Raw genomic sequence first — 13,481 nt, 5'->3', positions numbered from 1 at the left:
GCCGTTGCGCCGAAGCCGGGCAAGCGTGGCCCTACAAGAAGCGGCCCTAAGAACTTTGGCGCTGTTTTAAAAGCTGCTCAACCTCAGCGACACGAGCCGCTAGCTTCGCGAGGAACGGGACGCCGTGTTTCTCCATGCGATCAGCAGGATAATTCCTGATAGAGAAACGATATCGCTCTGTTTCGTCGACGAGGGCCGCATGAAGGCGCTCTAGTTCTACGTCGGAAAGGCTCTCTCGTCGCGCGTAGGCGGTTTCGATATACATCTAACAAACTTGCCACGGGTCGGCGACTGCCGCAATTCAAACTGAGACACTACCTCAAATTCGCTCGATTCGACACGCTCGGAAAAGAATGGCCAACTTCCGGCGGACGGTGACGTGGCGAAACCCAATTTGGCCAGAGCCACAGCTCAGGCCAGTTCCGCTTCCACAGGGCAGTCGAGGCAAGCGGTATAGTTGCAGAGCCGGCAAATACGGTATGCATCGTCCTCGGTGCTGACGAGCCCACGCAACAGCTTGCCGGCAAGTTTTCCGAATTCCTGCAACTCCTCCGAACTTAAAACGGCGAGCGCTGACGCGAGCCCCGTCTGACGAGCAGAAAGGATAGCACTGCAGGTCGTCTCGCCCAACGGAGTGAGCCTTAGCGCTACCGCGCGATGGTCGTCAGGCGCCGAGAACCGAGCCGCCAATCCGTCCGCCACCAGTCGATCGACCAGTCTAACGGTGCCCGAATGAGACAGCGACAATGCGCGGCGCAGCCTCTCGATCGACAGACCCGGTACGTGGCCAATGAGGGTGATCGCGGAAGCCGCAGGGCCGGGCTCCGGGGCTTTGGCCTGGGCGTCCCGCTGCAACGTGTCCGCGAAGGCGAGAGCCAGGGCGCCAATCACATTTTCAATCTTGGAATCAGCCATCGACAAAAAATATATGCTCGAAGCATATACATCAAGGTCGAATTATTATATGCTTGGAGCATACAAATCGAAGGAAGAAGGCCATGATTACCTCTACAACCGCCAACGCTCCGTTCGCGGCGTGCATCAATCAAGCTGGCTGCCACCTTACCGCCGTCGGTCGCGCGGTAACCCTTTTGGGGGTGGTGCTCCCTCTGCTGTTGATCGGCATCTTGAAATTCACCGCAATCGAGATCGAGGCGCTTAGGCCATTCATCGAGAATACGCCTTGGCTGGCATGGCTCTATCCCGCGTTCGGACCTGCGGGAGCCTCCTACTTCTTGGGCGTGGTCGAACTGGTCACAGCGCTTCTGCTGATAGCATCTGTCCGCAGCGTTTGGGCTGGCCTCGTGGGAGGTGCCATCGGTTCAGTCACCTTTGCGCTGACATCCTCGACAATGCTCACCCTGCCAATCTGGGAAACGGGATCTGGAGGGCTTCCCTTCCTCAACGGGTTAGGCGCCTTTCTGATCAAGGATGTCGCCTTGCTCGGAGTGAGCTTGGTCATATTGGGGAGAAGCCTTCAGCAACTCGTCTCCCACCGGGAGTTGATCGTAGCGACGAACAACGAAATCGAGGGCTGAGAGCATGACCCTACTCGCTATCTGGCGCAGGACGGACGAACCAGGGCACGATGTCGCGCAGCTAACGCAGACAGACCCCGGCTGGCTCTTGAATGGAGCCGCTGTCTACCTCTCAGATGCCGGCCCGGCGCGTTTTGACTACACTGTGCAACTGGCCGAAGATTGGACGACCAAATCCGGCAGCGTCCGCGGGTTCATCGGTTCCCAGTCAGTTGATCTCACAATCATCCGCAACGAGGTCGGCTGGACCGTTAATGGGCAGCGGCAGCCAGCGGTTCAGTCGATGGTGGATCTGGATTACGGCTTTACGCCGGCGACGAACCTGCAACAAATCCGCAGAATGAACCTGAAGGTCGGCGACAAGGCGGATTTTCCGGTGGCTTGGCTGGTTGCCGGCGCCTCGAGTTTGGTTGTTCTGCCGCAGACCTACCATCGTGTGAGCGAGACCGAGTACATCTACGAGGCTCCCACAGTGCCCTACCGTGCCACGCTGCTCATTCCCGACGCTGGCTTTGCTCAAGATTACCCCGACGGCTGGGTTTTCGAGGCCGGCAACGCCAGCCCTGCGCTATAGTAGCGGAACGCACCGACGCCCGCGACGTCGGCAATCTCCGCCTGCAGCAGACCCGCGGCGGCGTTTTCGTTGTTCCGTGGCCAGTGTATCGCTATATCAAAGTCGTTGTTGCCTTTCGGTGACCGCAAAGCGCAAGATGTGGCCGCAGAGCCCCTGGCCAGAGATGGCTGGACGAAGTGAACCGGGAACTGGAACAGAGTGCTTTTTCGACGCCGCAAGCCTGATGGTTTTCTCGAGCGGGTGCGTACCTATCTGTGGCCACGCCGCTCTTTCTCGCGCTCGCTGCGTTATTTTTCCAAGCGCATCCTGCGGCTGAAGGCTACTCCACATGCTGTGGCCGCCGGTGTCGCGGCTGGCGTGTTCGCATCGTTCTTTCCGCTCGGCTTTCACTTCATCATCGCCTTCGCCGTCTCTTGGCTGATCGCGGGGAATCTGGTCGCGGCCGCACTCGGCACGGCATTCGGCAACCCGCTGACCTTCCCGTTGCTGTGGGGCGCGTCGTGGGAGACCGGCAAGCTGGTTCTGCACGAGCACCTGCCGGCGCATGGGCCGCCCGCGCATCTCGGCGAGATGCTGCACAACCTTTCCTTTTCGCAATTGTGGGGACCGGTTTTAAAGCCGATGACCATCGGCGCCGTACCGCTCGGCCTGATCTTCGGCTTTTTGTTCTACGGCATCACGCGCTGGGGCATGGCCACCTTCCGCGAACAAAGACGCTTGCGCCTGGCAGGCAGAGCTGGAACGGCCGCACGGGAAGTTCCCGCCGAATGATCATCGGTATCGGCAGCGACCTGATCGATATCAGACGCATCGAAAAATCGCTGGAGCGCCACGGCCAGCGCTTCATCCAGCGTATCTACACCGAAGTCGAACAGGCCCGCTCCGAAAATCGCGGCGCCCGCGCCGCCTCCTATGCCAAGCGCTTCGCCGCCAAGGAGGCCTGCGCCAAGGCGCTGGGCACCGGCATGGCGCAAGGTGTTTTCTGGCGCGACATGGGCGTCGTCAACCTGGCCAGCGGCAAGCCGACCATGGCACTGACCGGCGGGGCGGCGGCGCAGCTGGACGCAATCCTGCCTGAAGGGTACAGGGCGGCAATCCACCTCACCATCACCGACGACTTTCCGCTTGCTCAAGCCTTTGTGATCATCGAGGCGTTGCCCGTCGAAGAAGCGCCATATTGATTGCATCTGACCACCGGCATGACGTTGCCCAGCGCGCGCCGAGACTCTATACCAACCAACGCATAATCGAGGACGACATGAGCGTGGCTGAAAAATCCCAGAAGAAATCCGGCGGGCTTGGCGAAACCGTCAGCGTCATCGTCCAGGCGCTTTTGCTCGCTCTGGTCATCCGCACGCTGCTTTTTCAGCCATTCTCTATCCCGTCCGGGTCGATGCGGCCGACCTTGCTCGAAGGCGATTACCTCTTCGTCACCAAATGGTCCTATGGCTTCTCCCGCTATTCGCTGCCGTTCGGGCCGGACCTCTTTTCGGGTCGTATCTGGGGCGCCGAGCCGAAGCGCGGCGACGTGGCGGTGTTCAAGTTCCCGCCGGACCCCTCCGTCGACTATATCAAGCGCGTCATCGGTCTGCCGGGGGACAAGATCCAGGTCAGGGACGGCCAGCTCTTCATCAATGGCGTTGGCGTGCCACGCCAGAAGGTCGGGCAGATCGACAATCGCGACATCACCGAGGAGAACGGGCCGGTCGACGTCTATCGCGAGACTTTGCCGAACGGCGTCAGCTATGACACGCTCGACCTGACGCCGAACTCGATCGGCGACAACACCCGCGAATTCGACGTGCCGCCCGGCCACTATTTCATGATGGGGGATAACAGAGACAATTCCTCGGACAGCCGCTTCACCGTCGGTTTCGTGCCCGACGAGAACCTGGTCGGTCGCGCCAACCTCATCTTCTTCTCGATCGGCGGCAGCGCCAGCCCGCTCGAAATCTGGAAATGGCCGTCGCTGATGCGCCCGTCGCGCCTGCTCCATTTCGTCAATTAGGGTCATGGCGGCGACAAAACGGCTGACCGTCGACGCGCTCGCCGAAGCGCTCATGGAGCGCACGGGCCACGCCTTTGCCGACCGCCAGCGCCTGCAGCGCGCGCTGACCCATGCCAGCGCCCGCAGCAGCCATGCTGGCATCGACTATGAGCGTTTCGAATTCCTGGGCGACCGCGTTCTCGGCCTGGTCGTTGCCGACATGCTGCTGGCGGCATTTCCAGATGCTGCCGAAGGTGAGCTTTCGCTCAGGCTCAACGCGCTGGTCAATGCCGAGGCGCTGTCGCAAATCGCCGAGGAGATCGGCCTGCCGGAGCTGATCCGTGCCGGCTCGGACGTGCGTGGCCTCGATGGGCGCAAGCGCGTCAATTTGCGCGCCGACGCGCTGGAATCGCTGATCGCCGTGCTCTATCTCGACGGCGGGCTGGAGGCGGCCAGCGCGTTTATCCACAAATACTGGCAGCCGCGCTCGCAGGCCACCGGTGCCGCCCGCCGCGATGCCAAGACCGAACTGCAGGAATGGGCGCATCAGGCGGCAGCCGCCGTGCCGGTCTACATGATCGACAGCCGCGAAGGACCGGACCACGATCCACTGTTCACCGTCAGCGTCAGGGTTGGCGCCTATTCGCCCGCAACCGGCAGCGGGCGCTCCAAGCGCGAGGCCGAGCAAGCTGCCGCTACTGCACTGCTGCTGCGCGAAGGCATCTGGCTAAATAAGGGGAGCGCGGCATGACCGCCACCGAAGACGTCACGCCAGCAACAGAAGCTGCCGCCACACACTCCGGCTTCGTCGCGCTGATCGGCGCGCCCAATGCGGGAAAATCGACACTGGTCAACCAGCTGGTCGGCGCCAAAGTGTCGATCGTCACCCACAAGGTGCAGACGACGCGTGCCATCGTGCGCGGCATCGCCACCCATAAGAATGCGCAGATCGTCTTCGTCGACACGCCGGGTATTTTCAAGCCGAAGCGACGGCTGGACACGGCGATGGTGACGACCGCTTGGGGTGGCGCCAAGGACGCAGATATCGTGCTTTTGCTGATCGACGCCGAGCGCGGCATCAGGGGCGACGCCGATGCTATCCTGGAACGGCTGAAGGATGTCCGGCAGCCGATGGTGCTGATCCTCAACAAGGTCGATCGGGTCAAGCCCGAGGCGCTTCTGGCCATGTCCGCGGCAGCGAATGAAAGAGTGCCCTTCAAGCGCACCTTCATGGTCTCGGCGCTAACCGGGTCGGGCTGCAAGGACCTGCTCGACTATCTCTCGGACACCCTGCCTGCCGGCCCCTGGTATTACCCGGAAGACCAGATCTCCGATCTGCCGATGCGTCAGCTGGCGGCCGAGATCACACGCGAAAAGCTCTATCTCAGGCTGCATCAGGAACTGCCCTATTCCTCCCACATCGAGACCGAGAAATGGGAAGAGAAGAAGGACGGTTCGGTGCGCATCGACCAGACCATCTATGTCGAACGCGACAGCCAAAAGAAGATCGTGCTCGGCCACAAGGGCGAGACGATCCGTGCCATCGGCCAGGCGGCACGCATGGAGATATCAGGTATCCTCGATCAGAAGGTGCACCTTTTCCTGTTCGTCAAAGTGCGTGAGAACTGGGGCGACGACCCCGAGCGCTACCGCGAGATGGGGTTGGAGTTTCCGCATTAGAGCATATTCCCGAAAAGTGGGAACCGGTTTTCGGAAAAGATCGTGCTCAAACAAGAAGTCACTATCGACACAGCTATCGTGAGCCGGTTGGTCGCCACGCAATTTCCCCGATGGAAAGATCTTGCTGTCAGGCCGGTAGCATCAGGCGGATGGGACAACAGGACCTTTCGTCTCGGAGACGACATGCTCGTGCGGCTGCCGAGTGCGGCGGACTATTCCTTGCAGGTGGAAAAGGAACAACGCTGGCTGCCAAGGCTGGCACCCCTGCTGCCGCTGCCTGTCCCGGATCCCCTGGCAATGGGGAAACCGGCCGACAATTATCCCTGGCATTGGTCCGTCTACCGCTGGATCGAAGGCGAGACGGCGACGCGGGAGCGTATTGCCAGCCTGCCGCAATTCGCGGCCAGCTTGGCCCGGTTCCTGGTCGCCCTGCAACGGATCGATCCCGCCGGCGGACCGGCGCCGGGCCAGCACAACTTTTTTCGCGGCGGACCACTGACCGTCTATGACGGTGAAACCCGGCAAGCAATTGCGGCCCTCGACGGCAAGATCGACACGGGCGCCGCGAGCGCGGTGTGGGAAGCAGCGCTTGCCGCGACATGGCATGGCGCGCCCGTCTGGTTCCACGGTGACGTCAGTTGGGGAAACCTGTTGGTCAGGCAAGGCCGGTTGAGCGCCGTGATCGACTTCGGGACTTCCGGCGTCGGCGATCCCTCATGCGATTTGGCGATTGCGTGGACGCTATTCGAAGGGAACAGCCGAGAGGTGTTCCGCGCCGGACTTCCCGCCGATGAAGCAATGTGGGCGCGAGGCCGTGGCTGGACGCTGTGGAAGGCGCTGATTACGCTCGCAGGACACATAGACGTCAATCCGGTCGAAGTTGAAAAATCGCGACGCGTGATCGATGAAGTGCTTGCCGATCACCAGCGCGCGGCATGATGACGCCGAATGTTAGTTCCGGCGTTGGGCGACTTCGAACGGGACACCAAGCGGAAGGCGGGCAAGTTTGTTCTTGCTTTGTGCCATCAGTTATGCTACTGATTTGGGCATGGTGCTGATTTGCGCCAGCGACCGCCGCCGAGGCGGTTTTTTTATTTCAGGCTTCGCCATTCGTCGGCGTGGCTGCCCAGAGGCACTTGGGCAATCCGAGTTCGGAGCCCTGGCATCCAAGGCTCCAACCTTGATTTCGCCACCGAAGCGGTGACAAGCTCCATTCATGGAATGGCGCGACGAGGGAATCATTCTCGGCACCCGCAAGCATGGCGAAACCAGTGCCATTCTTGAGGTCATGACCCGTGCGCATGGCCGCCACCTCGGCCTTGTGCGCGGCGGCCGCTCGCGCAAGCAGCAGCCGGTTCTGCAGCCCGGCAATCGCGTCGACCTGTTGTGGCGGGCGCGGCTCGACGAGCATCTTGGCACCTTCCAGGCCGAGGCGATCGAGATGAACGCCGCGCGGCTGATGGACAGCGCCGTCGCCATTTATGGGCTGCAGACCATGGCCGCACATCTGCGCCTGCTGCCGGAGCGCGACGCCCATGGCGGCCTCTACGAGACGTTGGCCGTGATGATTGCCCACCTCGACGATGTGGACGCCGCCGGCGAGCTGGTGGCGCGCTTCGAGCTGCTGATTCTCGACGAACTCGGCTTCGGCCTCGATCTCAGCCAATGTGCCGCAACCGGCGCCAGGCAGGACCTTGCCTATGTCTCGCCGAAATCCGGCCGCTCCGTATCGCGCGCCGCTGGCGAACCGTGGCGCGACAAGATGCTGCCGCTGCCAGCCTTCCTGCAGCGATCTGGCCTGCGCGCCGATCCGCCGGCAATCGAGGACGCGTTCCGGCTAACCGGCTTCTTTTTTACCCGCCATGTCTACGAGCCGCGCGGCATCGAGGCGCCCGGCGCCCGCGCCGGCTTCCTCGCCGCCTTGCGCAAGCACCACGCGCCCGGCAAGGCCCTGATCGAAGAACCCGCCGGAGAAATCACCAGATGAGCGAAGTGGAGCTCTATCCCGGCCGGGTCTCGCCGCTCGGCCTCGGCACCATTCCGCACGGCGACATCCTCGAATATACCGGCCTGGAGTTGCTCCAGCGCATTATCGACAACAAATACCCGGCGCCGCCGATTTCGTTCCAGCTCAGTTTCGACCTGACCGAAGTGTCGGAAGGCCGCGCGGTGTTCCGCGGCATGCCGAATGAGCGCTATCTCAATCCGCTGGGCGGTGTTCATGGCGGCTGGGCCGCGACGCTGTTGGATTCGGCCCTTGCCTGCGCGGTGCAGACGCTGCTCGACAAGGGCGAGGCCTATACGACGGCGGAGTTCAAGGTGAACCTGACGCGGCCGATCACGCCGAAGACCGGCGAGGTGGTGTGTGAGGGCAGGGTGGTACACAAGGGCCGCACATTGGCTGTTTCGGAGGCAACGCTGAAGGATGCCAACGGCAAGCTGCTGGCGTTCGGCACCGAAACATGCTCGATCTTTCCGGCCGCCAATCTGGCGGCGCGCTGACTCGGCTGGCCGTCTGGCCGCCGCATTTGTCGGTAATTACTGGCCTGGTTTGGGGGAACCGCCATGTTCGAAAGCCTGATCGGCCTGGTCGCGATTATCGCGCTGTTCGTCATTATCTCGCGCCAGCAGAGCCGCATCGGCCTGATCGAGCGCGAGCTTGGTGCGCTGCGCAGCCTGGTGCTTTCAGGCGTGGCGCCGCCACAGGCCAAGCCGGTAGAACCGGCCGCAAACGACAGCAAGCCAGCCGACGCGGCGGCAGCGACTGACATTGCACCGTCATCGGCGGGTGAGGCCGCGGAAAAACCGCCCACAGAGGTTGAAGCCGGCGAGATTACATCCGGACCGTGGGCTGCGGGCGAAGCGGCGCCGGCTGGATCTGCACCTGCGCAAGCGGCCGCAGCGACGGCGAAAGCGGCCCAAAAACCCGACATTGAAACGGCGCTCGGCACCCGCTGGGCAGTCTGGGTCGGCGGTATCGCGCTGGCGCTGGGTGGCTTGTTCCTGATCCGCTACACCATTGAGGCGGGTATCTTCGGTCCCGGCGTGCGGCTGAGCATGGCAGCAATGCTCGGGCTGGTTCTGGTGGCCGTCGGCGAGTTCATCCGCCGCACCGGCTTCAGGGTGCCGGTGCAGGGCGTCGCCGGCGCCTATATTCCGGCGATCCTGACGGCGGCCGGTGCTTTCATCCTGTTCGGCACGGTTTATGCTGCGCATGGCGTTTACGGCTTCATCGGGCCGGCGCTCGCCTTCACGCTGCTCGGCGCCATCGGCGTGGCGACGATCGCAGCCGCGCTCGTCCACGGCCAGGCGTTGGCCGGCATCGGCCTGCTCGGAGCGGTGGTGACGCCGATGCTGGTCGCCGCGCAGGCGCCCAATCCTTGGGCGCTGTTCGGCTATCTCGCGATCGTGCTTGCCGCCACCGCCACCATCGCACGCCTGCGCGACTGGAAATTCCTGATGGCGGCGGCATTCGTCGGCACCGGCCTCTGGACCGTTCTTTACATGACCGATGCCCCAGGCGCCAACCTGCCCGTCATCCTCTTTATCAATGCGGTGACCCTGGCCGTGCTTGCCTTCGTTTGGCTCGGCCGTCGCGGTGGCGAAGCAGAACCCGCCAGGGGCTTCGACTGGCCGTCGATCGCACCTGGCTTTTTCGTCGGTCTTTCGGCCATGGCGCTGTTCGTCGACCCCGCATACGCTGCCACCAGCGATGCTCTGTCGGGAGCAGCCCTTATTGCAGCCCTGGTCGCGGTAGCGCTCTACCGGCCGCTGGCTCTGGCGCTTCTGCACGCCGCAGGGCTGGCGACGGTGCTGGTCTATCTCGGCATCATTCCGCCAACCTCGATTGCTTCCGACCTTGCCAGTGGCGGCCTGAGTGTCGATGGACTGCCCGCCGTGGCATCCGATGCCCGGATGCTCAGGATCGGCATCGCACTCGGGCTTGTCTTCATCGGCACCGGCTTCTGGGCAGCGCGCAGATTTGCCGCATCGGCACAAATCCGCGCCGCCTCATGGGCGGCGTGGGGCGTCGTCGCGCCGCTGGTCATTCTGTTGGCGCTCTGGTTTACCTTCGGCAATCTCGACCGCGATCTTGTCTACGCGGCGGTGGCAGCCCTTCTGGTCGTGGTCTTCGCCGCCGGCGGCGAGTGGATCGCGCGCGGTGAAGAGCCGCCGCTGCAGGGCGGGGCGGCCGTCTCGTTCGCGCTCGGCGGGGCAGCAATCGCCGCCTTGCTGATGCTCTACATGGCCTTCGGGTCCGGCTGGACAACAATGCTTCTGGGTGCCGCGGCCATCGTGCCGGCGTTTGCCACCCGCTGGCGCGCCTATCCGGTGCTTGGCTGGATTTCGGTTGGCGCGGTCGTCGCGGTGCTCGGCCGTGTTGCCTTCGATCCGACAATCGTCGGCGCCGAGTTTCTGTCGAGGACGCCTGTCTTCAACTGGCTGCTGCCGGGATACGGCGTGCCGGCGCTCGCCTTTGGCTTTGCAGCGTGGCAACTCGCCCGCACCACAAATGGCCGCCCGCGCCTCGCAATGGAGGCGGGCGCTGCGCTGTTTGCGCTGCTCACCATTGCCATATTGGTGCGCCACGCCATGCATGACGGCGTCATCGACACGGGTGCTGCGACGCTCGCCGAACAGGCGATCTACACGCTGATCGCCCTCGGCGCCGGCGCCATCCTGGTCGCCATCGACATGCGCTCGCCAAGCTCGGTGCTGCGCTATGGTTCGCTTGCCGCGGGCGTGGTCTCGGTCGCCTTCATCCTCGTCCAGCATTTCCTGGCGCTGAACCCGCTGTTTACGGACGAATCGACCGGCCGGATCCCGGTGTTCAACCTGCTGTTCCTTGCCTATCTCCTACCGGCCATCGCCGCCGGGGGGCTCGCGCTCTATAGCAGAGACAAGCGGCCGAAATGGTACGCCGCGATGCTGGCGCTGGTGGCGGCACTGCTTGCCTTCGTCTATGCGTCACTGTCGGTGAGGCGGCTGTTCAAGGGCGAGTTCATCGGCCTGTGGAGCGGCCTCGGCCAACTCGAGACCTACAGCTATTCGGCGCTGTGGCTGATCATCGGTGTGGCGCTGCTCACCGCCGGCGTCTGGCTGAAGTCACAGGTGCTGCGCATCGCGTCGGCCGCGCTGATCTCGGTCGCCGTGCTGAAGGTCTTCCTCTTCGACATGTCGGAACTGGAAGGCGTTCTGAGGGCGCTGTCCTTCATCGGCCTCGGCGCGGTGCTGATCGGCATCGGCCTGTTCTACCAGCGGCTGCTGACAAGGGCGGCCAAATCCGAGCCCGGATAGTATTCAGGCCAGATCGGTCTGCAAAAAATCATTGCCCTTGTAGAGCAGGGGTACCCGGTGGGCCTTGGCACATGCATAGCTGAAACAGTCGCCGAAATTTAACTTGGCGGGATGGCCGACGTATCGACCGTAGTCGCGCGCAGCCTTGACTGCGAGTTCGCGAATGGCGGCATCCAGCGGAACTTCCACGGCCTTGAGTTCGGCCAAGAAGCCGATGACGATCGTTTGGCATTGATCTATTAGGGCAGGCGGTGTCGGAGCTTGATCGCCGCTTTCAGCTACAGATTTCCTGCGGGCTATCCCCAGGATCGCTTCAAAAGCGGAACTCGGCGAGAAGTAGAGCGTCTCGGCAGTTTCAATTCTTCTCAGCAGACGATCCGCATCTGCCTCTCTCAAAATCACCGCAATAATAGCGGAAGCATCAAGAAACATCGGGTTCCCCCCAGGCCTCGTCCATGAATTTCTTCATATCGAAGGTGGGGTCATCGGGACCAAGTGCGCTCGCGGCATCCTGATATTTTTTGATACGCTCGCTTAGCGGAAGGACAGAGTTCGCTCGTTCAAGCTCGCGCTTGAGAGCGATCCGCACGGCTTCAGTCTTCGTAGGGGCCTTAATTGCGGACTGTAACTGACGAGCCAGGGCGTCGACCTCGTTATCGCGGATGTACAGAGACATATCGATTTCTCCGGGCGTATATTCAAAGCAGAATATACCAGATATATATGTTTGAATATACATCCTTTACGGTGCGTTTTCAACCTCAGGCTTCTCATTCATGGCGCGCGGAGCCTTGACAGGTAACTGTCCAGTCCTGACCGGGAATAAATCGCCCGCCGGCCGCGTTATTTCATTGCTTGGGTGACCGGGGCGGCGGACCGCTTCGCGCTGGCCGCTTGCGCCGCGCCGTGAAGGCGCGTTCAATCGGTGAACAGAGGCGACCTCAGAACCAGCGGTCATGGAAGAAAAGAAGGCAGCAATCCTTGGCGAAATACCGCGCCTGCGCCGTTATGCGCGCTCGCTGCTGCGCGACCGCGATTCCGCCGACGACCTAGTTCAGGATTGTCTCGAACGGGCGCTGGTGCGGCTCGACAATTGGCAGACTGGAGAAAGTCCCAGGAGGTGGCTGTTTACGATCATGCATCATTTGTTCGTCGACCAGATGCGCAAGGTGAACCGGCGCGGCGACGCAGCCCTGCTGCCGCTGGAAGCGGGCGAAGCGCAGGCAACGCCCGCCGAGCAGGTGGAGAGCATCGCCTCGCGCGAGATTATCGACGCATTGCAGGCGATCAGCCCCGACCGGCGCGCGGCACTCGTCATGGTCGCCATCGAAGGCTTTTCCTATGCCGAGGCCGCGAGCATCCTCGGCGTGCCGGCCGGCACGCTGATGTCGCGCATCGCGCGCGGGCGTGAGGAGTTGCGCGGGCTGCTGGACGACGCCGCGCGCCGCCGGGCGATAAGGATCGTCGAGAAATGACCCGGCGCGATTTTTCCGAACGTGACATTCACATGGAGCTCGATGACGAGTTGCCGGGCGACGAGCGCGTGGCTTATGACGCCTGGCTCGATGCTAATCCTGAAATGAAGGCGAGGAGCGCCCGTTATGTCGCCGACCGCGCAGCACTTCGTGCCGCCTTCGCTGGCGTGCTCGATGAGCCGGTGCCGGCGCGGTTGCAGAAGATCGTGTTCGGCGAGGCGCCAGTCAGGGCGGCGGCATCACGCTCGCGCTGGTGGCTGGCGGCTGCGGCAGCGGCCGTGCTGGCCATCGGCGGTGTTGGCGGTTATGTCGCCGGCCTCGACCATTTTGGTCTGAAAGACCCGGCCGAGGACCAACTCGCCGAGCAGGCGATCGCTGCCCATGTCATCTATGCCGCCGAAAAACGGCATGCGGTGGAAGTGCCCGCCAGCGACAAAGATCATCTGCAGACCTGGCTGTCCAATCGGGTCGGCCTGAAATTAGTCGCACCGGATCTTGGGGCGGAAGGGTTCCATCTCGTCGGCGGCCGGCTGCTGCCGGCGGGTGAGAGCAAGGCCGCGATGCTGCTTTATGAAGACGACAAGGGCGAGCGCATCTCGCTGTTCGTCACGGCTGAATCGGCCGAGAAGACCAAGGGCACCTATGGGTCGGAAGAGAACGGCCCCGAGGCGATCTACTGGCTGGACAAGGGCTATGGCTGCGCCGTCGTTGGCTCGCTGCCGCGCGCGCAGCTGACTGCGGTGGCGAAGAGCGCCTACAGCCAGCTTCTGGCCGGACTGGCCGGCTGAACCGCGGCTGTTTTCCGAAGCTGGCGCCACGGGCGAAACAGCGATCCTGTTCAAGTCCTTGCACTGATCAGCAGTGCCACGTACCCTTATGCGCCGGGCCCAAACTGTCACAATTCGGCCCGAATCGAGGTGCGATAGCGC

16 protein-coding genes are annotated in these 13,481 nt (G+C 62.7%); 13 read left to right on the top strand and 3 right to left on the bottom strand.

All coding sequences use genetic code 11. The annotated features are described in order from the left end of the window. Window positions 1-411 precede the first annotated feature (411 nt). On the bottom strand, window positions 412-915 hold the full coding sequence (locus NKH73_RS05830) for a MarR family winged helix-turn-helix transcriptional regulator (protein ID WP_352928989.1): 504 nt from the start codon (window positions 913-915) through the stop codon (window positions 412-414). A gap of 83 nt (window positions 916-998) precedes the next feature. Between NKH73_RS05830 and NKH73_RS05825 the strand changes: the two genes are divergently transcribed. The 11 genes from NKH73_RS05825 (at window position 999) to NKH73_RS05775 (ending at window position 11,077) form a co-directional block, all read left to right on the top strand. Continuing rightward, complete coding sequence (locus NKH73_RS05825) at window positions 999-1,538, top strand: DUF417 family protein (RefSeq protein WP_352928987.1); 540 nt, start codon at window positions 999-1,001, stop codon at window positions 1,536-1,538. Between the two features lie 4 nt (window positions 1,539-1,542). Next, window positions 1,543-2,112 (top strand): putative glycolipid-binding domain-containing protein, encoded by a 570-nt coding sequence (locus NKH73_RS05820; protein WP_352928985.1) that lies wholly within the window; start codon window positions 1,543-1,545, stop codon window positions 2,110-2,112. 198 nt (window positions 2,113-2,310) lie between these two features. Then, the gene (locus tag NKH73_RS05815; protein ID WP_352928983.1) at window positions 2,311-2,883 is read left to right on the top strand and encodes a DUF2062 domain-containing protein; all 573 of its coding nucleotides are present in this window, start codon (window positions 2,311-2,313) and stop codon (window positions 2,881-2,883) included. After that, the gene (gene acpS, locus NKH73_RS05810) at window positions 2,880-3,293 is read left to right on the top strand and encodes a holo-ACP synthase (RefSeq protein ID WP_352928981.1); all 414 of its coding nucleotides are present in this window, start codon (window positions 2,880-2,882) and stop codon (window positions 3,291-3,293) included. Before NKH73_RS05815 ends, acpS begins: the two co-directional genes overlap by 4 nt. Window positions 3,294-3,370: 77 nt before the next feature. After that, window positions 3,371-4,120, top strand: coding sequence for a signal peptidase I (gene lepB / locus NKH73_RS05805; protein WP_352928979.1), 750 nt, complete (start codon window positions 3,371-3,373; stop codon window positions 4,118-4,120). Window positions 4,121-4,124: 4 nt separating this feature from the next. Further along, the gene (gene rnc, locus NKH73_RS05800) at window positions 4,125-4,850 is read left to right on the top strand and encodes a ribonuclease III (RefSeq protein WP_352928977.1); all 726 of its coding nucleotides are present in this window, start codon (window positions 4,125-4,127) and stop codon (window positions 4,848-4,850) included. Then, complete coding sequence (gene era, locus NKH73_RS05795) at window positions 4,847-5,779, top strand: GTPase Era (RefSeq protein WP_352928975.1); 933 nt, start codon at window positions 4,847-4,849, stop codon at window positions 5,777-5,779. The genes rnc and era overlap by 4 nt, the downstream gene beginning before the upstream one ends. A 39-nt stretch (window positions 5,780-5,818) precedes the next feature. After that, window positions 5,819-6,718, top strand: a complete 900-nt coding sequence (locus NKH73_RS05790) for an aminoglycoside phosphotransferase family protein (RefSeq protein ID WP_352929826.1) — start codon at window positions 5,819-5,821, stop codon at window positions 6,716-6,718. 277 nt (window positions 6,719-6,995) lie between these two features. Beyond that, complete coding sequence (gene recO / locus NKH73_RS05785) at window positions 6,996-7,766, top strand: DNA repair protein RecO (protein WP_352928974.1); 771 nt, start codon at window positions 6,996-6,998, stop codon at window positions 7,764-7,766. Continuing rightward, window positions 7,763-8,281, top strand: a complete 519-nt coding sequence (locus tag NKH73_RS05780; protein WP_352928972.1) for a PaaI family thioesterase — start codon at window positions 7,763-7,765, stop codon at window positions 8,279-8,281. Before recO ends, NKH73_RS05780 begins: the two co-directional genes overlap by 4 nt. 63 nt (window positions 8,282-8,344) lie before the next feature. Beyond that, on the top strand, window positions 8,345-11,077 hold the full coding sequence (locus NKH73_RS05775; RefSeq protein ID WP_352928970.1) for a DUF2339 domain-containing protein: 2,733 nt from the start codon (window positions 8,345-8,347) through the stop codon (window positions 11,075-11,077). 3 nt (window positions 11,078-11,080) lie between these two features. Here NKH73_RS05775 and NKH73_RS05770 read toward each other — a convergent pair whose 3' ends face one another. Further along, window positions 11,081-11,509, bottom strand: coding sequence for a type II toxin-antitoxin system VapC family toxin (locus NKH73_RS05770; protein ID WP_352928968.1), 429 nt, complete (start codon window positions 11,507-11,509; stop codon window positions 11,081-11,083). Further along, window positions 11,499-11,753, bottom strand: coding sequence for a type II toxin-antitoxin system VapB family antitoxin (locus tag NKH73_RS05765; RefSeq protein WP_292216872.1), 255 nt, complete (start codon window positions 11,751-11,753; stop codon window positions 11,499-11,501). The genes NKH73_RS05770 and NKH73_RS05765 overlap by 11 nt, the downstream gene beginning before the upstream one ends. 280 nt (window positions 11,754-12,033) lie before the next feature. Here NKH73_RS05765 and NKH73_RS05760 point away from each other — a divergent pair, with 280 nt between their 5' ends. Continuing rightward, complete coding sequence (locus tag NKH73_RS05760) at window positions 12,034-12,552, top strand: sigma-70 family RNA polymerase sigma factor (RefSeq protein ID WP_352928966.1); 519 nt, start codon at window positions 12,034-12,036, stop codon at window positions 12,550-12,552. Further along, the gene (locus NKH73_RS05755; protein ID WP_352928964.1) at window positions 12,549-13,340 is read left to right on the top strand and encodes an anti-sigma factor family protein; all 792 of its coding nucleotides are present in this window, start codon (window positions 12,549-12,551) and stop codon (window positions 13,338-13,340) included. Before NKH73_RS05760 ends, NKH73_RS05755 begins: the two co-directional genes overlap by 4 nt. Window positions 13,341-13,481: the final 141 nt, after the last annotated feature.

It is taken from the genome of Mesorhizobium sp. M0938, assembly GCF_040319125.1.
GTDB lineage: Bacteria > Pseudomonadota > Alphaproteobacteria > Rhizobiales > Rhizobiaceae > Mesorhizobium > Mesorhizobium robiniae.
Note: the sequence above shows the minus strand (reverse complement) of the source record. Positions and strands in the feature narration are given on the sequence as shown.